Source organism: Paenibacillus sp. y28, assembly GCF_037137075.1.
Lineage (GTDB): Bacteria > Bacillota > Bacilli > Paenibacillales > NBRC-103111 > JBBBNV01.
In genome coordinates this window covers 1-19,063 of record NZ_JBBBNV010000032.1, presented here as the reverse complement: position 1 = coordinate 19,063, position 19,063 = coordinate 1, and the positions used below count along the sequence as shown (strand labels likewise).

Annotated in this window: 18 protein-coding genes; 4 read left to right on the top strand and 14 right to left on the bottom strand. The window is 55.1% G+C overall.

Annotated elements, in window-relative coordinates; translation table 11 throughout:
- Positions 1-102 precede the first annotated feature (102 nt).
- From WBG83_RS19505 to WBG83_RS19480, 6 genes are all read right to left on the bottom strand, one after another.
- Positions 103-525, bottom strand: a complete 423-nt coding sequence (locus WBG83_RS19505; protein WP_336747008.1) for a phage tail assembly chaperone — start codon at positions 523-525, stop codon at positions 103-105.
- Positions 526-956: 431 nt separating this feature from the next.
- Positions 957-1,424: a phage tail tube protein gene (locus tag WBG83_RS19500; protein WP_336747007.1), complete on the bottom strand. Its 468-nt coding sequence runs from the start codon at positions 1,422-1,424 to the stop codon at positions 957-959.
- A 1-nt stretch (position 1,425) separates the two neighbouring features.
- On the bottom strand, positions 1,426-2,742 hold the full coding sequence (locus WBG83_RS19495) for a phage tail sheath family protein (RefSeq protein ID WP_336747006.1): 1,317 nt from the start codon (positions 2,740-2,742) through the stop codon (positions 1,426-1,428).
- Position 2,743: 1 nt separating this feature from the next.
- Positions 2,744-2,968 (bottom strand): hypothetical protein, encoded by a 225-nt coding sequence (locus WBG83_RS19490; protein WP_336747005.1) that lies wholly within the window; start codon positions 2,966-2,968, stop codon positions 2,744-2,746.
- A complete protein-coding gene (locus tag WBG83_RS19485; protein WP_336747004.1) occupies positions 2,965-3,384 on the bottom strand; it encodes a phage tail terminator family protein in 420 nt (139 codons plus the stop codon). Before WBG83_RS19485 ends, WBG83_RS19490 begins: the two co-directional genes overlap by 4 nt.
- 624 nt (positions 3,385-4,008) lie before the next feature.
- The gene (locus WBG83_RS19480) at positions 4,009-4,428 is read right to left on the bottom strand and encodes an ECF-type sigma factor (RefSeq protein ID WP_336747003.1); all 420 of its coding nucleotides are present in this window, start codon (positions 4,426-4,428) and stop codon (positions 4,009-4,011) included.
- 601 nt (positions 4,429-5,029) lie between these two features.
- Here WBG83_RS19480 and WBG83_RS19475 point away from each other — a divergent pair.
- Entirely contained in the window at positions 5,030-5,458 is a 429-nt protein-coding gene (locus WBG83_RS19475; protein WP_336747002.1) for a transcriptional regulator, read from the top strand.
- 88 nt (positions 5,459-5,546) lie between these two features.
- Positions 5,547-5,954, top strand: coding sequence for an ImmA/IrrE family metallo-endopeptidase (locus WBG83_RS19470; protein WP_336747001.1), 408 nt, complete (start codon positions 5,547-5,549; stop codon positions 5,952-5,954).
- Positions 5,955-6,060: 106 nt separating this feature from the next.
- Here the strand turns inward: WBG83_RS19470 and WBG83_RS19465 are convergent, their stop codons facing one another.
- Positions 6,061-6,675 carry a PH domain-containing protein gene (locus tag WBG83_RS19465; RefSeq protein ID WP_336747000.1) on the bottom strand — a complete coding sequence of 205 codons (615 nt, stop codon included), beginning with the start codon at positions 6,673-6,675 and terminating at the stop codon, positions 6,061-6,063.
- A gap of 781 nt (positions 6,676-7,456) precedes the next feature.
- Between WBG83_RS19465 and WBG83_RS19460 the strand changes: the two genes are divergently transcribed.
- Positions 7,457-9,781 (top strand): UvrD-helicase domain-containing protein, encoded by a 2,325-nt coding sequence (locus tag WBG83_RS19460; RefSeq protein WP_336746999.1) that lies wholly within the window; start codon positions 7,457-7,459, stop codon positions 9,779-9,781.
- A gap of 216 nt (positions 9,782-9,997) precedes the next feature.
- Complete coding sequence (locus WBG83_RS19455) at positions 9,998-10,906, top strand: DNA-methyltransferase (RefSeq protein WP_336746998.1); 909 nt, start codon at positions 9,998-10,000, stop codon at positions 10,904-10,906.
- A gap of 234 nt (positions 10,907-11,140) precedes the next feature.
- Here the strand turns inward: WBG83_RS19455 and WBG83_RS19450 are convergent, their stop codons facing one another.
- The 7 genes from WBG83_RS19450 to WBG83_RS19420 form a co-directional block, all read right to left on the bottom strand.
- Positions 11,141-11,971 (bottom strand): carbohydrate ABC transporter permease, encoded by an 831-nt coding sequence (locus WBG83_RS19450; RefSeq protein WP_336746997.1) that lies wholly within the window; start codon positions 11,969-11,971, stop codon positions 11,141-11,143.
- Complete coding sequence (locus WBG83_RS19445; RefSeq protein WP_336746996.1) at positions 11,968-12,900, bottom strand: carbohydrate ABC transporter permease; 933 nt, start codon at positions 12,898-12,900, stop codon at positions 11,968-11,970. Before WBG83_RS19445 ends, WBG83_RS19450 begins: the two co-directional genes overlap by 4 nt.
- 17 nt (positions 12,901-12,917) lie before the next feature.
- Positions 12,918-14,243, bottom strand: coding sequence for an ABC transporter substrate-binding protein (locus tag WBG83_RS19440; protein WP_336746995.1), 1,326 nt, complete (start codon positions 14,241-14,243; stop codon positions 12,918-12,920).
- A 73-nt stretch (positions 14,244-14,316) separates the two neighbouring features.
- Positions 14,317-15,843 (bottom strand): response regulator transcription factor, encoded by a 1,527-nt coding sequence (locus tag WBG83_RS19435; RefSeq protein ID WP_336746994.1) that lies wholly within the window; start codon positions 15,841-15,843, stop codon positions 14,317-14,319.
- On the bottom strand, positions 15,840-17,675 hold the full coding sequence (locus WBG83_RS19430; RefSeq protein ID WP_336746993.1) for a cache domain-containing sensor histidine kinase: 1,836 nt from the start codon (positions 17,673-17,675) through the stop codon (positions 15,840-15,842). Before WBG83_RS19430 ends, WBG83_RS19435 begins: the two co-directional genes overlap by 4 nt.
- Positions 17,676-18,074: 399 nt before the next feature.
- Positions 18,075-18,302 carry a twin-arginine translocase TatA/TatE family subunit gene (tatA, locus tag WBG83_RS19425; RefSeq protein ID WP_442955858.1) on the bottom strand — a complete coding sequence of 76 codons (228 nt, stop codon included), beginning with the start codon at positions 18,300-18,302 and terminating at the stop codon, positions 18,075-18,077.
- A gap of 121 nt (positions 18,303-18,423) precedes the next feature.
- Positions 18,424-18,864: a NucA/NucB deoxyribonuclease domain-containing protein gene (locus WBG83_RS19420; RefSeq protein ID WP_336746992.1), complete on the bottom strand. Its 441-nt coding sequence runs from the start codon at positions 18,862-18,864 to the stop codon at positions 18,424-18,426.
- Positions 18,865-19,063 lie beyond the last annotated feature (199 nt).

The following is a 19,063-nucleotide window of genomic DNA, read 5'->3' as shown; positions in this document are numbered from 1 at the left end:
CCGCCTTCTCCCAGCGGGACATCTTCACCAGATCGTGCGGTAAAATGCGGAGCTCGTGGAGGGCGTAGTAGGCGTAGTTAGCCTCCCCATCGCCCTCGTGGATTAGTTTTTTACCTCTTCCACCAGCTCGTCCATATTCCGGTCGAAGCCGTTCAGGGCTTGGACCTTTTGTACCAGCGCCGCATATTCGCCAGGCCGGAGCATTTTGCGCAGCAGCGCTTCGGCGCCCATAATGCCGTACGATTTCTGAAGCTCGGCGTCCTTCAGGTTCGGGAATACAACGGAGGAGACGACCAGCTTGGCCAAATATTCATCCGGATTGGTCTCCGTCGTGTAGGAGCCATTCTTCCCTTTGATTCGTTTGGTTGCCGATTTCCGGCACTCCTCGTTCTCGCCCTCGGTCATGCTGCGCACCTGCCACAGCACCGGCTCACCGTTTTTGTTTTTAAACCGATCGGACACGGCAAATTCCTCGATAACTTCCGATGCAGCATTTTGGGCAAAAAATACGCTTAAATCACTCACTCTGAGTTCCCCCTCATGGATAATGGATATGCTTCATTTCCTTAATGCTTCATTTCCTTAATGCTTCATTTCCTTAATGCTTCATTACATGAATGCTTGGTGACATGAATGCCTGCTGACATGAATGATTCAGGATGATGAATGCTCGGCTACAGCCGTGCTCACAACGTTCCTGCGGGATGAGGCCGCGGATTGGCAGTCCCGGTGCGCGCGAGTCCCCGCGCGTGTTGCAGAGCCTCAGGGCGACCGGACGCTCCCCGTGCACTGCGCTTCCCGGCCGGAGGGACAGGCCCCGCCGATTACGGCTGGGGCCGCCCGCATACCGGACAGCACGCGCCCACCCCGGTGCGCACTGCCCCGCCCCATGTCTTGCCGGACCACGCGGACCGGCTGCCGAAGCGGCCTGAACCAAGCAGGAATGACATGCAAGGCTATTCCGCGAGCGAAGGGCTCTTGAAGCTCTCCAGAATACGCACGGATTCGAACGTAAATTCGATATCCTCAGCCAGCGTGTCGCTCTCGCTGTCAAGCGTGGACATAATGATGCTGTTGAGGTTGACGCCACCGATAACGACGGTTTGGCGGCCGACGGTGCTTTGCGGGTCCTCATTGACGATGAATACATCGAAGTACGTATCTTTGCCTTCCTCAATGTATTTGAGCATCATTTGGCGGAACAGCGAGGTGACGTAGTAGATGGACATGCTGCCGGTTCCGCTCCAGCCCGCAGCCTTGTGCTGCGTACCGCGGTGACCCAGCGTTTTGACCTCGGCTTTTTTCTTCTCGACCTTGGCCTCCAGCTTCTTGATATAGAACATATCCTCCACTTTGCCGTTAATGGTGGCGAATGCCCGGCCCTCTTGTCCAGAAATGGTATCTCCTGCGCGTAAGTATGACATCTTACTTCACCGTCACTTTCGTATAAATTTTTTCAACGGAATCTACCGGCTGTACTGCCGTTTCAATAATAATGCTGTCCGTATCGCCGCCCTCGGAGACGATGACATCGGTTTGCGCGTTGAAGGCTTGAATGGCATTCATGTTTTGCAGCGTGGTCAAATACGAGATGCACTCGTTGCGGAACAGGTTGCGGCCGTCCGCGTTGTTATCCACCTGTCCGATATAGTACGATTCGAAGATCCGTTTGAAATCAGCCGCCAGACCGTCCAGCACGCGGATGACGCGGTTTTTGGAGAACGCTTTGTTCTTATTCGGGCTGATGCTGGTCAAGGTGTTGATGTCCTGCTCTACCACCGGACCGTCCTTGCCCGGAGTGAATACGAATTCCCCGCCGCGCAGCGCCGCCTCGATTTGGCTGTTGGTATAACGTGTTCCTACATCGGAAGCATCGTCATATACCTGGTAGGTGAGCGATTCATTGAGGCCTGCGCCCGCAGTAGCACCGGCTACCCATGCGGTGGCTTGCGCTGCGCTCAGGACCGTGCCGTCATTCAGCACAACGCCGTTCTTCACGCTAATAATGCCCTCATAGTCCGCCAACGGGTAATTTTCCAGCACTGCCTGCACCTTCTTGCCTTCCTCCTCACGCAGACGGCGGACAAACGAAGCGTACAGCGCCTTAAGCGAGCTGTCTGTCGAAGGAAGCGCCACGGTTTGGAAATCATGCAGCTCCACCGCAGCCAAATAATCGACATAATCCTGGTTGGATACCGTGCCGTCCGCGCCGCCGGTGAGCGGAGTACCCGCCGATGCCGACAAGTCCCCTGTCCCGCCGAAGACGACCCAGTCGTTCGCCTGCAGATCGGCGATCCCCGCTACAGTCTGCGCATCCTTCTCTTCGCCGGAGACGAATGTTTTGACATCGAACAAATCTGCATCATCCACATTTACCTGCACCACCAGCGTAATATCGTTCCCGCGCACGCCGCCGTGCTTTGCCGTTACCGTCAGGTCGCCCATTGTGGCAGCAGCCTTGACCCCGCTGTTGAGCCGGTACAGCAGCAGCGTTTTAGCGCGTTTCAGCGCTTCACGGACAAGCAGCAGCCTGGCATCGGTCACGCTGTAGCCGAGCAGGCTTGTGGTATCTGCGCCCGCCTCCGCGGTAATGACCTGCTTCGCAGGACCCCAGCTGAGCGGAAGCGCAAGCGACACAATACCCCGGTCGCTCACCGAGCCAACCGCCTTCGCCTCACTGACAAAATTAATATAAACACCCGGACGCACCTTGTTCGTTGTATTCCATGTTCCACCCGCCATACTACAGCACCGCCTTTTTCAGAAATTGTTCGATTGAGGATTTTACTTCATTAATGGTATAAGCCTGTTCGTCCGCCAGCAGCGCGTTCATAACATCCTTGTGGCCTTGCGGGAACAGCTTGGACTGCAGCAGCTGCTGCTTACTGTAAGCCGCCTCGGAACCAGCCGGATTTCCGGCGCCGGATGTGTTCACCGCAGCGGCAGCCGTTTCAACTTTGCGTTTCATTGCTTAATCGCTCCTTTATGGGTATATTCCTGCATTTTGGGCAGCGCTTCCGCTGCCTGAAGCACGTGAAAATCAAACTCGACGGTAAAATGAAGCACACCCTCTGTCACTTGATGCTTCATCCCCTTCCCCCGGCAGGGCAAGCCGCCGATGGTGACATAGCTTAGCACCGTGTACAGTCCTTCCGCCGCTGCAAGCAGCTCGGATGCGGTTCCCGCCGTCACCTGGACATCCAGCTTGTGCGTGCGCAAATAGCGCCGTCCCGTCTCCCGGGTTTGACCGCATTCGAGAATGCCTACCAAGTAGTAAGGGGCAACCAGCACATCAGCGGGAGCTGCATAGATGCGGGCTTCCGGGTATGCTGCCGCAAGGGCCGCAACTACACCGTCAATCACGTCTTGAACGGTAACACTCATGCCTGTTTACTCCTTCTGCCGGCCGCCGGCCGGCTGTATTTACCAACATCCTGCTTTCAGCATCAACCTGCATCACCTCTTTCATCATCCCGGCCCCCTCCCTGGCCTTCCTTGGGATGCTTCACCCTGGCGGCTGCACGCTTGTGCGGCTTGTCCCGCCATCACCATTTTTTTGTAATATATTGTTTATAGATCCATATTAACACAGTATTTTTAGCTATTTGCGACATGTTTGCGTCACTAAAAGGTCATGTATATGTTAGATTTGATTCGTTTCTTATAGATGCTTCAAATGACATGGCCTAGCAGCCTTATTTTTCACTGCTCCGTGATAGCACTGCCACTCGGAGACGTTATGATTCCTCCCATAAACAGGTGCTCATTCCACCGGCAGGTTGCAAATCGATTATTAAAGGCAGAACAGCCTGCTTGCCCTTGCTGCCCTCCTTGCTTGGGACAATGAGTCAGCGGGTTCCGCCACGCGCGCAGCTCCCAGCGCGCGGTGTTTCGCTGCATGACGGCGGTCGGTCGACCACGCGGGCTTCGCTGTGTACCTGAGCACCTGGACAGCCGACTTACTGCCAGCGCTCGCTTGAGGGAAATGAACCTGACTCTAAAGCGCGCCTAGCTGGAAATCAGATGCGCAAATTCAGCGATTGCCCGAACCCGCCAGCGGTCGAAGGTTTTGCGGGAGATGCACAGCTCGGTAGCCACATCGTCCACCAGCCGGCCCTCGATATACCGAAGCCGCAGAAGCTTCACCAGCTCCGGCCGAATCTCGCTCAGCAGCTCCAGCGCCCGATCCAGCAGTTCCTTGCGCCACTGAAGCTCCTGCAGCTCACGCAGGGATAAATAAGAGGAAGCTGGCAGGCTCTGCGGTTGGTTATGGAGATCCTGCTGCTTGTCCTCTCCGGAATCAAGAACGATCGGAAGGCCGCCGCCGTTCGGCTGCTTCTCCAGCAGCTTGATACGGCCGGCTAACCATTTGTAGCGTTTCAACAGTTCAATGGCATATTGCTCCTTCTCATTACGCGATCCTGCCATCCTCATTCCTCCATTCGTTTATTGTTTGTAGACAATATAATGTGATAAAAAAAGCCGACTACCTATGACATACAATATCGTTGTTACCAGACAACATCCCCTGCTTAACGAATCAAGAAAACCAGCCGGGACAAACCCGCAAGCAGGTTGCCTTTGCTCCCTTAAGTGATGAAATCCAGACTCGTTTCCGCACTTTTCCCCAACGCTTCCGCACTTCAAGCCATCCGCGGCAAGCATGGAAATAAGCAAGCAGCCTCCTGCCCCATCCAGCACTTTTATTTATAAAATCCTGATTAAACAGCCATTTCCCTGTATGTAGGCTTGTGCAGATCAAGGAGCCTTATGATTGAAACAGGATATATAGATCCTCGCTCGGGCAGCCCTCGTGCTGCTTCAGCCTGCAAGCAGCTTTGCATCTTAGAAACGAAGGGCCCAACGCTTCAAATGCTGGCAAACATTTCTATTGTTCGTGGACAATTAATAATGTATCATGTTTATAGACAACAGTCAACGTCTTTTTTTGTTTTTAAACAATACGTTTTTGTTGTCTGTCCGCAACGATATATGTTATAATAGGTTAGTAAAGAAGGGATGATGGGCAATGGTTTTTAACAAGGAACAATTTGCCGAGCTATTACTTGCCGCCCGAGGCAGCAGAACCATGAACAAGTACAGCATGGATTCCGGCGTAGATGCGGGATATATTTCGAGGCTGTCCAGAGGGCTGATTGATTCCGCGCCGAGCGCGGCGATTATTCGGAAGCTTGCCGACTCCGCGCAAAACGGAGTGAAGGTCGAGGATTTTATGCACGCTGCCGGTTATATGGATGCGCCCGGAACAGCAGAACCCGACGTTCCTTCATGGGCTACGACCAAGGACAAGCGAGATTTGCGCAAGATGCTGGAGGAAGATGAAATTATGTTTGACGGCATGCCGCTCTCTTCCGAGGATAAACAGCGTATTCAAGATGTATTGACCGGCTTGTTCTGGGAAGCCAAACAGATGAACAAACGAAAAAAACCGCAATGATCGACAGCTAGAGCCCGCTTTGCAGCTTCAGGCTGTCTGTTTTTTCTTATATGCTTTACGGGAATGTGTATAAATCGGGGGTCTGCCAGTGAAAGAAATCATTCATAAACTCGTGCGCCGTTTCAAGACGAATTGTCCCTTTGAAATCGCCGAAGGTTTAGGAATACATATCCGTTATTCAAATTTGGGGGATACGACCCGGGGCATCTATTTCCGCAAGCTGCGCCGCCGGTTCATCGTCATTCACGAGGATTTGTCGGAGGAATGGCAGCGGTTCGTCTGCGCTCATGAGCTGGGACACGACCGGCTGCATAAGGGCATCAGCCGTTTTTTTATTGAAGAGCATACGTTTTTTGAAATCGGACGCTATGAGCGGCAGGCAAACCAGTTTGCGACCCATCTGCTGCTGGCGGGGTCCAGGCTGGAGGAAGATGAGACGCTGGAGCGTTATTTGCAGCGACATGGCGTACCGGCCGAGATGGGCAAATACTATTAAGGCCGGACCTGCCTTAAATCCTGGCCGCCCCTGCCCGCATACAGCAAAGGCCCTGCATCCATGAACCGGATCAGGGCCTTACTTTTACATTCCACACCAACACAAGCTATTGATTCATATAACGTTCAAAAATAGCTCCGAAATCCTTCACCTTATACTGCTTCCGCGTATCCACCAGCCAGGAAAACGCCGCTTGATTAAGCCCGACGAACTGCTCGGTTAAATTCCCCTCATGCCGGTGTATGCTGCCCAGTGCGGAGAAGGCAAGCTGCAGGCTTTCCTTCGCATAATCGAGCGATACGTCATTTTCATGTGTAATTTCCGAAATTTTCATCAGGGCTTTGTATAAATCCTTCAGCTCCTCGATATGCTTCTTGTGAACATCGATTGAGAATGAAATCGTTCCCAGCGTAAATTTTATTTCCACGTCCAGGTCTACCGTACCCGCAGTTTCCAAGTATACGTCGGACAGCTTATGCGCGCTATAGCTGTACCGGTGCAGCACACGCTTCTTGCTGATGGCGCTGGTGCCGTCCAGATGGATTAAGGCCAGATTGGTAAAGCAATATTCGTCGGCCTTGGATTTAATCAGGAAAAAGATTTTCTCTCCATCCTCATGCAAAACGTAATCATCGGAATCCACTTTATCGTAATGCTCCGCTTTAATGACTGACCCGAGATCGCTCAAACCGAATATATCCGCCGCTACCTTTCCAAACATAACACTGCCCCTCTCCCTCAAAAGTGGTTGTCTCCGCTATCGCTGAGTGCCCGAGTCCTCATGCTCTCCTACGGCCCGCAGCCGGTGACATCTCCATCATACGTTCAACAGGGCGGCGCTTCAAGAAATATTTGGCATGTAAACCAGCGCCGGATTCGGAATCGGCGGCGCCAGTGCCGCAAATTCAGGAAGCAGGCCAAGCACAACCAGCTAGCCGCCGGCGACAATGAAGACATTTCGGCTTTTACGCCGGACCTTTGCACCCGTCTGACATTTTGCAAGAACGTGGTATAAGGGAACCCGTTGAATACGCCGCCCGGTAGCCCCGTGTCAAGTCGGACGAATTCAGGTCAGGCTATTGGGGCTTCGGTCGCCGCCAACGTCCATGTTTTACATGTCAAGCTTCATAACTTATTGTAAAATTCGTTTGAAACGGCAACCGGTAGCGCTGCTCCGACCCAGCATATTCTCCGGCTATGGTTTTCACCCAATTTATGGATGATGTGAAACATTAAAATTATAAAGGATTAAGGCTATCAAATACAGCCGGGATTGTGGACAAGCCGCGCCATGCGGTGTGCCGCCGTCATGCAGCGGCACGCTGCAACGGCAAAAACGGGTTTTGAAGGAAGGCTGAACATCATCGGGGGAGCAAGCTGAAGAGAATTGCACCCAATTCCCAATCGAATTGCTCCGCTGTCACGGCGGGGCTTCAGCGGACAGCACAGAACCGTGGTATAGTGTTAGAAGAGAATACTACCAAATCGAAGGTGAATCGATCGTGGAACCTAGGTTTTTATACTCCCGGCCCCTCGGCACCGCCGGCAGCCCCATTCCCCTGGCCAGCATCGCTTCACTGCAGACCAGCGCGCAGCTCGTCGGTCCCGGCGAGGAGGACGCTTATTTTTTCCGTGCCCTGGAGCAGCAGGGGCTTTACCTGAACCAAGCCCAAATCGAGGCCGTTCGGCACGGCGAAGGGCCGCTGCTGACGCTGGCCGGCGCCGGATCGGGCAAAACGTCGGTGCTAATCAGCCGGGCGGGATACCTTATCTCGGTGCGCAGCGCCGATCCGGGCCATATGCTGCTGCTGACCTTCTCCAGCAAGGCGGCGGCCGAAATGCGGGAGCGGATTGTCCAGCTGCCCGTAATAAACGCCCGCTCCGCAGGCCGGGTACAGGCCCGCACATTTCATGCTTTTTTCCTGTACCTGCTGCGCAGCCAAGGCTATCAGCAAGCCATCTTTAGCGAGACCCGCAGGCAGCACATCCTGCTCAAGCAAATGATGCGCGAGCTGAACATCCAGGATTCCGCATATCAGCCGGAATCCCTGCTGTCGCTGCTGTCCTCCTACAAGATGAATCTGCAGGAGGTGTCGGAGCTGCCGGACAAAACGGACCATGAGCAGCAGCTAAAACAAATATTTCTCCATTATGAAGCATGGAAGCACACAAATGACAAAATCGATTTTGACGATGTGCTGCTCCAGGCCTACCGGCTGCTGCAGCAAAGCCCGGATCTGCTGCAAACGCTGCAAAACCGGTTTCGTTACGTGATGGTCGACGAGTTCCAGGATACCAACACGCTGCAATATGAGCTTGTCAAAATGATCGCCGCCCCGCAGAACAACCTGATGGTCGTCGGAGATGACGATCAGACGATTTATTCCTTTAACGGGGCGCACAGCGAATTCATTCTACACTTCGAGCGGACCTTTCCCGCCGCCCGTGTCGTAACGCTGGACGTCAATTACCGGTCCTTCTCCGGCATTGTCGGCCTCGGCAATCAGGTTATCCGGCATAATCAGGCCCGGCGCCATAAGACGCTGCAAGCAACGCAAATCGGGGAGAAGCGGCCGCTATACATGCGGCCCCGCAACGCGGATGATGAGGCAGCTGCCATTCTCCAGTTCATCGAGCAGGAGATTCAGGAAGGACGGCGCGACTATGGGGACTTCGCCATTCTGTACCGTTCGGCCAGCAACAACCGCGCCTTCATAGAGCAGCTGCTGCTTCAGGACATCCCCCATATCGATTACGGGGACGGACAGCTGCTCTATGATCACTGGGCTGTTAAACCCGTCATCGATCACCTCCGGCTGTCGCTGGATCGGCGCGACTTCGCAGCAATGGAAAGCGTGCTGCCGACCTTGTACATGAACCGGGAGCAGGGAATGCAGCACATTCGCCGTATGGAGCAGCAGCAGCCAAAAAAAGGCCCGCTCGTACACCTGCTGGCCTACCCGGGCCTCAAGGAATTTCAGCTGGCCAAAATAAAAGCAAGACTGGAGCTCATCCGGCTGCTGCCCCAGCTGAAGCCGCTGGAGGCCATTATCCGGATGCGAAAGGAATTCTACGACGCCTACATTGAGACGGGGGACAAGCATCCGCTTACCCGGCATAAGGAACAGCTGAAGGAAACGCTGGACGAGCTGGAAGCCTCCGCCGGCCGGTTTGCCACAGTGACCAGCTTTTTGGCGTACATCGATGAGCTGACAGCCAAAAGCGGAGCCTCCGGCGGACAGTTAAATCAGGAGCAAGGGAACCGGATCGCTCTGATGACGATCCACCGGTCCAAAGGGCTGGAATTTCCGGTTGTTTTCGTGATCGGCGCCTGTGAAGGCAGTTTGCCGCACAGCTCCGCGCTGGAGGCCGACCGGATGAACGATTTGGAGAAAAAACAGCCGCGCGGCACCAGGGCAGCTACGGCTGTCGAGGAAGAGCGAAGGCTGGCCTACGTGGCCATTACCCGCGCCCGGGAGGAGCTTATTATCAGCTCTCCCGCTCAATTCAGAGGCAAAAAAGCGGAGATTTCCCGCTTTATTTTGTCGGCCTTCCCCTCGGCGGCAGGAGCGGGCAAGGCTTCCGGAGGAAGCGGAAGCGGAAGCGGGGGCAATCGTACAGGGCAGCCGAATGATGCCGCTGCGCCTGGAAATGCAGGAGGAGGCAAGGCACAGCAGACCAAAACCGTGCCTGCCTGGATCTGTACAAGCAAGCCATGCAGCGCTTGGTCGCGCATCATGACGGCAAAGGAGGCGCGGCAGGCCTTGAAGCAATGCCCGCTGTGCAAGTCTCCGATGGAGCGGGGAAGCCGCCAGGTGCCTGTCTGATAGCGGTAGACGCTGCTCCCTCTCTCTTCCCCCCATTCCAACGCGCGCCAATCCCTGGCGCGCGTTTTGGCGTTTCAAGGGGGCGCGAGCGGCGGTGGACAATCCGATGATGACCGGCGGATGACCCGTCCGCAAACAGTTTAAAAACGGGATACACTTTTTGGCAATATTTATGCTACTATGTTGATGGACACTCTTATTGAGAAAGGATCTCAAATGACGGAAACTATTTATAAAGGGGATGCCCTGAAGCTGTTCAAGCGGATCGCCGATCATTCCATCGATTTAATTATTGCCGACCCGCCTTATAATTTGGGCAAGGACTATGGAAACAATCATGATTTGGTCGGCTTTCACGAATACGTGCGCTTCTCCAACAAATGGCTGAAGGAGGCCCATCGCGTACTAAAACCCGGCGGGACCATTTACGTATTTATGGGCGTGCGATTTATTTCGTATTTGTACGACATTCTGGATCAGAAGCTCGGCATGTATTTCAACAGCTGGATTACATGGTTCTACACACAGGGCATGGGCAAGACGAGAGGCTTTTCCCCACGCCATGAGGACATTCTGATGTTTACCAAAAATGACAACTTTACGTTCAATCTCGATGATATCCGGGTGCCTCAGAAGTTTTACCGGGACCGGAACAACATGCGGGGCGCGAACCCCGGCAACGTGTGGGAATTTTCCCATATTCATTACTCCAACAAAAACAGAAAAAACCATCCGACCCAAAAGCCGGAGGGGCTCGTGGAGCGGATGGTGCTGGCATCCAGCAACCCGGGCGATACGATCCTGGACCCGTTTGCGGGAAGCGGAACAACGCTTCGGGTGTGCCAGCAGCTCGGACGGCATTCCATCGGCTTCGAGCTGAACCCGGAATACGTGCAGATTATGAAGGAACGCCTGGCCGAGCCCTTCCCGGGCTTCGACAGCATCGATCCCCGGATGAAGCGGATTCCGCTTGATTTAAGCGACGAAGAATACCGCAACGCCTACCTGGAAAATCATAAGCGCTGGTTTCTGGCCCGCCACGACAACGCCCTGAAGGACTTCCATGAGGAAGTCAACCGGATTTACGGCACGTCGCTGCCTACACTGAAGCTAAAACGGGGATAACCCCTGCAGCTTGCGGCCTCTCATTTTCAGCGCAATGATTTTAACATTCCATGCCTGCATAGCAACAAAGCCCTGCCCGGCACACAACGGCCGAAGCAGGGCTTGCCAAGCATCGCTTGCGAAACAATCAACCTGGGGAAGCCCGGCCTGAGAGCCTGACAGAAGCCCTCGGCTCACGGCCCGTATTCAAGCCGTCCGCCGGACGAAGCGGGCCAAACGGATGACCGCGGGACGCTAGCCTTTGACAGCCCCGCTCACCATGCCCTTGATAAATTGCTTTTGCAGCAGCAAAAAGATCAGCACCAGCGGCACGGACGATATAACAACACCCGCGAAAATAAGCGGCCATTGATTATTGTACTCGCCCGTAAAGGAGTAAATCGCAATGGGTACCGTGCGGACGGAGGATTTCTGCATAAACAGCAGCGGCACCATGAAATCGTTCCAAATGCTGATGCAGTTCGTAATAATGACCGTGGCCGTAATCGGCTTTAGCAGCGGAAACACGATAAGAGCGAAGGATCGGTACCGGCCGCACCCGTCAATTCGGGCCGCCTCCTCCAAATCCGGCGTTAGCGTGCGGATGAACTCATAATACAGCAGCACGACAAACGGAAGAGCCACCGCCACATACGCCAGCGTCCCTCCGTACAGCGTATTGATGAGGTCGAAATAACGGAATACCTTGTACAGCGGGATCATGGCTATTTGGAACGGCACCATCAAGCCAAGCAAAAAGTAAACATACAGCACGCGGTGATACGCCCGTCTGCCTCGGGCCAATGCGTAAGCAGCGGCCGATCCGAACAGGACAAGCGCCGCAATTGAAGCGCCGGTGACAATCAGGCTGTTGCTTAGCGCAAGTCCCAAATTGGCGTGCTTCCAGGACATCAGGAAATTATCCGACCGGAACTGGTCCGGGAGTCCGAAGGGGCTGGCCGCAAATTCTTCCGGTGTTTTGAACGAAATCACCATCAGCAGCCACAGCGGGATGACGACAATGGCGGTCCATACGAGCAGCAGCAGCCACCGGGGAAGCCGTATCCAGAGCATATCGGTCATCATGCTTCCCCTCCCCGGCGAAGCAGCTTCAGCTGGATGATGGAAATGAGCATAATAAACAGCAGCATTACCAGGCCGATTGCCGAAGCATACCCCATATCGTTGAAATTAAAGGCCGTTCTGTAAATTAGCGTGCTGAGCGAATCCGTCGCTCCGCCCGGACCACCCTGCGTCATAATCATAATCGTGTCGAACACCTTCAAGCCGCCAATCGTCGCCAAAATAACACTAATCGTAAATGCGGGCCGCACCTGCGGGATAATAATATGCCACAGCCGCTGCCAGGGTCCGGATCCGTCCATTTCCGCCGCCTCCAGCAGCTCCTTGGCCACGCCCTGCAGGGCAGCCAAAAAAATAATCATATGAAAGCCGGTCCACTGCCACAGGTGAGTAAAAATAACACTCGGCAGCGCAAGCATCGCATCGCCGAGCCAATCCTGCTTCCAGGAGCCAAGCCCGGCTTTGTCCAGCAGGGTATTGATGACGCCGAAGTTCGGGGAGTACATGTAGCTCCAGATGTACCCGATAGACAGCCCGCTAAGCAGCGTCGGCACCAGAAACAGCACTCGCAGCCACTGGCGGAGGCGTCCTTTCCCATCCAGCGCAAGCGCCACGGCAAATGCAATCAAATTGAGGAAAATAACGAGTCCGCCCGCAAAAATCAGTGTATTGCGCAGCGTCCGCCAAAATTGGCCATCCTCCCACAGCCTAGTGAAGTTATCCAGTCCGATAAAAGAGCTGTTCGGGCTCAGCCCGTCCCAGTCAGTCAAGCTGTAATAGAAGCTGCTGAGCGCGGGATAGCACAGAAATAGCGTATAGATGAGGACACCCGGCAGCAGGAACACGGCATCCTCCAGCTGTATCTGCCTCCGCCATCGCCAGGCGGAAGCGAGTACAGGCACCGACCGGGCATCCGTTTTGACTTCGTTCATGGAATAGCCCCCGTCAGTTATTTGTTGCCCCGTTTGTAGGCTTCATCCATTTTCTTCAGCATCGTATCAATACTGTCTCCGCCGCTAAAGACGCTTTGAATTTCCATAAACAGCGTATCCTGTACACCGGCAGGCCAGTTAATATCCAGGAACGGGTAAACGCCGCCTTTCATGTAGCCTTCCATATCCTTCAGCGCCGGGTCCAAATCCGCAGAAGCATCTGTAAAGACCGGGAACGCTTTTTTGCCGTTCAGCCACACCTTGTTGTTCTCCGGCTTAGACATGAACTCCAGATACTTCTTGACCTCCGCCGGATGGGCTGTCTTGGCGCTGGCTGCCCAGAAGGCGCCGGGACCGACCGAAATCCAGGCCGGCTTGCCGCTATCCGTATACGGCAACGGGAACATGCCGAGGTTCAAATCCGGCTTGAGCGCACGGAGATTCGGAATCATCCACGTGCCGTTGACAACCATGGCGGCCTGACCGGAGGCGATCATCTGCGCAGTCTGATCGTAGGTCGTCCCCAGCAGTCCCGGGTTGAAATAGCCTTTTTTATTCAGGTCTACATAATCCTCCATGACCTTCTTCCAGGCCGAACCGGCGAAATCGGCCTTCCCTTCCGCCATTTGCTGATCAAAGGAAGGATTGTCGCGGTGAACCGCGTTCGCCGCCATCGGATAGGCGATGAGCTGGGTGATCCATAAATCCTTGAACCCTACGGCCAGCGGGGTTTTGCCGGCATCCTTGATTTTTTGGGCGGTGCCCAGAAATTGTTCCCACGTTGTCGGAATGTCCAGCTTCAGCTCCTGAAACAGCGCCTTGTTATAGATGACGCCAATGACATGCTGATCCGCAGGCATACCGTACACCTTGCCTTTGTATTCAGCCACCGATTTCGCTGCGGCCGGGAGACGGGACACCCACGGCTGATCGGACAAATCCAGCAAATAACCGGCGCTGGCAAACGGGTCCTTCTTCTTGCCCGGCCATACGGTGAACAAATCCGGCGCATCGCCTGAAGCAAGACGCGTTTTGATGACGGTAGAATATTGATCCTCCGGGGCGACCTCCAAATCGATCGTGATACCCGGGTTCTCCTCATGGAATTTGCGGTTCAGCTGATCCAGCGCTTCCTTCTCGCTGCCGGATGTCGTATACGCCTTTAGAACAACGGCCGATCCGCTGTTCTTATCCGTTCCGGAGCCTGCGGCCGGTTTAGCTCCTTCGCTTCCCCCTGCAGCTCCGTTCCCTCCGCTTGTCGATCCGCAGCCTGTCACGAGCATGGCTAGGACGATCATCAGGGCCGTCAAGCTAACGATCCACTGCTTTTGTTTTCCTGGCATAGTGCGCCTCCCTTTTCGTTGTAAAAGTAACCCGCCTTCAGTATAAGCGCTTACATCCGCTGCTGAATGCCGATTATTTTTCGGAATTGGGGGGACTATTTTTCCTATCCCGGTATTGATTCGGCGGCGATCCGAACCGTTTTTTGAACATGTGGCTGAAATATTTCGGGTCCTCGTAGCCGACCAGGGCGCTGATATCCCCCAGACTAAGCGCTTCATCCCGCAGCAGAGCAAGCGCCTTGTCCAGACGGTACGAGGTCAAATACTCGGAGAAATTCACCCCTGTCTCGCTCTTGAACAGGCGGGACATGTAGCCCACGCTGATATGATGGCGCTGGGCGAACAGCTGCAGGGATACGCTCCCGCCATAGCCGGAGGCGACCTCCTTTTTTAGCCGCTGAACGAGGCCCTTCGGGCTGTCTACTCCGTCGCCTTCCCGCTCCGTTAATGCAGTCAAGCGCTCCTCCAGCCAAGGCGCCAGCTCGCTATACGCCTCCACCCGCCTCAGCAGCTGGCCCAGCCCCTCGATCTCAGGCAAATCCGCCAAGGGAGCGGCTTGCTCACGCATTGTAAATCTGAGCGCATACAATAAATTCGTCAGCTGGCGCTCCGCCTCCCGCGCCGGCACCCTCCGTTCATGCAGCCACAATAGAAGCTGCCCGATGCTTTTGCGCAGCTCGGTATAGCTTCCGCTGCGCAGGTGCACCTCGATAATTTTGGCCATGTCCCAGAATCCGCCGAACTCCGCCTGCTTCGGCAGCAGGCCGTCCGCAAAAGCCGGCCGGCCCGGCACAAAGCCGTCCTCCAGCCTCGTTAGCGCCTTCTTGTACAGATTATCCAGCGCCAGCCCCTCGCCCGGAGCACAGATAAAGACGGTATGCGCGGTCCCGAGCCGACTGCACTGCCGGTGCCATTCGTAAGCCTGCTGCCGCAGGTCCGCGTCTGATTCCGCAAGGAGCGGCCACAGCCGAACGTACACATTGTGATCCGCCTCCAGCACAAGCCCTCGCTCCGGGATTAACCCGCAGGCCGGCGAATCGCCCGCTGCCGCTGTCCATTGAACCGCTTCAAGCATGGCGGCCGGGACGGCGGCCTCCCAATTGACCAGCAGCATGACCGCTGCCGCCCAGCGCCCGCCCGCAGGCAGCAGTCCTGGTTCGCGCCCCGTGCCGGTTCCGCGCAGCATGTGGCCCAGCTCATATTTGAGGGTGCGAAGCTGCGTCTCCCTCGTACCCTCCTGCTCCTTGAGAAGACGGTCCAGCGTGTGGTACAGCTCCTCCGTCGGCACCGGCTTCAGCAGGAAATCCTTGACCCCCAGCCTCAGCCCCCTCTGGGCGTACTGGAAATCGTCATAGCCGCTCAAAATGATACAGCAAAGCTGCGGAGCCAGCGCCTGCAGCCGTTCGATCGTCTCCAGACCGTCGATGCCGGGCATTCGGATATCGGTAATCACCATGTCAGGCGCGGTATGTTCCGCATAATCGACAGCCTCCAGCCCGGTAGCGAACGCGTAAATGCGGTGGCGCCCCGTATACCGGTCAAGCAGCTGCTCCATGTCCGCCCGGACCCAATCCTCATCCTCAATCAGAAATACGTTCACCCGGCTTCTCTCCCTCCCGGCAGGTATGGCTGCCGCATGGTCACAATCGTTCCTTCCGGTCCGCTGGCCAGCTGAATTCCGTATTCGTCCCCGAAAAACAGCTTCATCCTCCGGTCAATATTAAATAGCCCAATGCCGTTCCCGCTCGTCTCGTCCGCTTCTTCGGCGGAGACGGACAATAGCCCCGAAGGAGCAGCGAGCCGCCGCTGGATTAGCTCCAGCCGTTCCGGGGCAATCCCCTCCCCGTTATCGGCAATGCCGATCAGCAGCAGCCCCTCCCGTACCTCGGCGAACACCCGAATGCAGGCCCCGCTTTCCAGCATTTCAACGCCGTGCTTAAACGCATTTTCCACAATCGGCTGCAGGGACAGCTTCACAACGTGACCGTCCATACACTCCGGCGGGATGTGTACCGTGAACGTAATCCTGGAATGAAACCGGACCTGCTGAATACGGAAATAATGATTCAAATATTTCAGCTCTACGGACAGCGGCACCGTCCGGTCCCATTCCTTCATGCTGTAGCGGAACATCTCCGCCAAGGAGTCGATAACCTCGCCGACCTCCGGCGCGCCGCGCCTGCGGCTGATGGCCCGAATCACATTCAACGTATTGAACAGAAAATGCGGGTTAACCTGGGTTTGCAGCGCCAGCAGACGGGCATCCTTCTCCCGAATTTTGGATTCATACACTTCTTTGATCAACAGCTCCACATTTTGCACCATATCGTTAAACATCCGGTTCAGCCGCCCGACCTCATCATTATCGCTCGAATCGAGCCGCACCTTGAAATTGCCCATCTCCACCTTCTGCATATTGCGCATCAGCAGCCGCAGCGGCCGGGTAATGCCAGCCGAGATAAAATAGGCGATAAGAACCACCACCACAATCGCCGCCACTCCGATGAGAAAGGTGGCCTTGCCCGTCTCGTTCATCTTTTGCACAATGCCGTCGTAAGGGACAAACGCCACCAGCGTCCAATCCACACCCTTCAGGGGGCGGGTTACGTACAAGGTCCGGCTCCCGTCCCATTCGGCCTCTCCCGAGCTGGAGCCCGCCTTGGCGAACTGCTCCAGCCCGCGGTCTATCCCGCTCCGCTCCCCGCGCTGATCATAGATGACATGGCCGTCCTCCCGTACAATGTACAGGCTGGAGAACGATGTCGGCCCGTTCTCGTCCTGTCCGAGCACATACTCCAGCCCCTTGAGCTTGATATCAATTTTCATGTACCCCAATACATTAGCCACCGGAAAATCAATAATCGGTCGAATAAGCGAGAATACATGCTCAGCCTGCCCGTATACCGTCGTCTCCGGACCCGACGGCCAGTATAAAAGCGCTTTCGTGCTGCCCGCTGCGATTGCGGGATACCAGGGCTCATCCTCCATCCGGTAATCCAGCCTCGGGCTTTTCCCCTTCACGGAATAATACAGCCGCCCGTCCGTAGAGAACACATACATGCCCTGCACCTGATTCCAGGGGGAAGAATAGCTCAACAGGCGGAAATTCATCTCGCTCACATCCTGCTGCCGCTCAGCCTCCGATGCGTATTCCCGCGTCCGCAGCACCCGCTGCACACTGTAATCCCCGAATACGGACATCGACAGCCGGTCCGCATTTTCCAGAAAGAACCCGATGTTCAGCTTCATCTGGTCTACCGTGTTCTCGCTGAGCGACAGCGTCTGCGATTTAATCTCCCGGATCGTGCTCCAATAATACAGCAAGCCGGTCGAAGAAATCGCCACCAGCAGCACCAGAGAGAACAAAATGACAATTCGCGCCTGCAATCCGCGAAACCGGGCGCGCCTCACCATGTTTAGCCAAGTCGACATCTGCAGTCAGCCCCCTTTCGATTCGGCCGCATGAGAGGCAGACAGCTTTGTTCGAAGAGCTTTTACCCCCTTCCAGCTTCTCTCCTATACGGAAAATAGCTGCCCGATTCCAGCTCATGCCCCTCCCGCTATTGATGACAGTGTACAAAAGCGGAGCGGGATGTTCAATCCCCAGATGAATTGTTTTCGCAGCGCGCTTTTCCGCACCGCGCGCAGCTCCCAGCGCGCGGTGTTTCGCTGCATGACGGCGGTCGGTCGACCCGGTGCTTTGCTGCACGACGGCGGTCGGTCGAACCACACGGTCTTGCGTCATGCGCAAAATGTGCGGCCCCATGCCAAATATCCCCGACTGATCAGGTCAGCGGGGATATTCATGGCCGTTCTTTCTGTGGACCGATATCAGCGTATGGAATTACGGTGCTCCTGGTCTGCTGCCACAGCTTCGGAGGGCTGGCTGATGGGCTGGCGGGCTTCTTCCGTCTCCTTGCCCTTCATGCCGCTTTTGAATTCGCGCAGCGTAATGCCGGCCGCACGTCCCAATTCAGGCAGCTTGCTTGGCCCGAATAAAAGCAGAATAACAAGCAAAATCGTAATCACATGGGTAGGGGCTAACATATCACCTAACACAGATATCACCTCACTTCACGCCGAACTAGACTTCCTTTCATTATAACGGTTTTCAGGAAGCTTCTGCATTAAAATGAAATTAAAAATGGCAAGATACCTTCGTTTTGTTACTCAATTTCAATTACTCCATGATAAATTTCACCCGGGTGCCGTCGGGATACTTCTCCAGCTGGTGGCTAACCCATGACCCGGCTCCCCGGTTATCGGAAGGGCTGATGTAGCGGATATCCGCTCCGGCTCCGCCTTCCTTGCACATCGCCATCGGCCATTCATCCCGGTCGTACCCCTGCCTCGTGGGGTAGCCCTTCAGCGATTCTCCCCGCCGTTCATCGGCCTTTGCGCGGTCAATCGTACAGACCGGGGACTCTCCCGCCTCGATGGCTTCCTTGATATGCCTCGCCGTCTCCGGGTAGCGGTCGGCAGGCATAATCAGCGTGTAGTCACTTGAAGCATCGGAATTCCGTACACCATCTAAATGAAGCTGCGGGAAAATATAAACCGCTATTGCAACGGCCACCAAATAAAACAAAAGCCTGAGCTGCTTCTTGCTGTGTTTACGCATGAAATCACCTTCACTGGTAAAATGAATCGGCCGGTTCTGAGGGCGGATGCCCCCTTATGCCGCAAGCGTGGACTTGCTGTCCGGCCTCGATGAACAAGAACGCATGTTCCTGTTATATTTTACTAGTGCTTGATTCCGCAAAAGTTCCAACGGTAATAGGGCAATCTTACCAAGGGTTATGTTACACTTGATGAACATA

Coding starts and splice junctions, on each gene's coding strand:
- WBG83_RS19465 (WP_336747000.1), bottom strand. CDS start 6,675: ATGTTTGGAAAGGTAGCGGCGGATATATTCGGTTTGAGCGATCTCGGG.
- WBG83_RS19495 (WP_336747006.1), bottom strand. CDS start 2,742: ATGGCGGGTGGAACATGGAATACAACGAACAAGGTGCGTCCGGGTGTT.
- WBG83_RS19440 (WP_336746995.1), bottom strand. CDS start 14,243: ATGCCAGGAAAACAAAAGCAGTGGATCGTTAGCTTGACGGCCCTGATG.
- WBG83_RS19455 (WP_336746998.1), top strand. CDS start 9,998: ATGACGGAAACTATTTATAAAGGGGATGCCCTGAAGCTGTTCAAGCGG.
- WBG83_RS19485 (WP_336747004.1), bottom strand. CDS start 3,384: ATGAGTGTTACCGTTCAAGACGTGATTGACGGTGTAGTTGCGGCCCTT.
- WBG83_RS19450 (WP_336746997.1), bottom strand. CDS start 11,971: ATGATGACCGATATGCTCTGGATACGGCTTCCCCGGTGGCTGCTGCTG.
- WBG83_RS19480 (WP_336747003.1), bottom strand. CDS start 4,428: ATGGCAGGATCGCGTAATGAGAAGGAGCAATATGCCATTGAACTGTTG.
- WBG83_RS19430 (WP_336746993.1), bottom strand. CDS start 17,675: ATGTCGACTTGGCTAAACATGGTGAGGCGCGCCCGGTTTCGCGGATTG.
- WBG83_RS19500 (WP_336747007.1), bottom strand. CDS start 1,424: ATGTCATACTTACGCGCAGGAGATACCATTTCTGGACAAGAGGGCCGG.
- WBG83_RS19475 (WP_336747002.1), top strand. CDS start 5,030: ATGGTTTTTAACAAGGAACAATTTGCCGAGCTATTACTTGCCGCCCGA.
- WBG83_RS19420 (WP_336746992.1), bottom strand. CDS start 18,864: ATGCGTAAACACAGCAAGAAGCAGCTCAGGCTTTTGTTTTATTTGGTG.
- WBG83_RS19490 (WP_336747005.1), bottom strand. CDS start 2,968: ATGAAACGCAAAGTTGAAACGGCTGCCGCTGCGGTGAACACATCCGGC.
- WBG83_RS19445 (WP_336746996.1), bottom strand. CDS start 12,900: ATGAACGAAGTCAAAACGGATGCCCGGTCGGTGCCTGTACTCGCTTCC.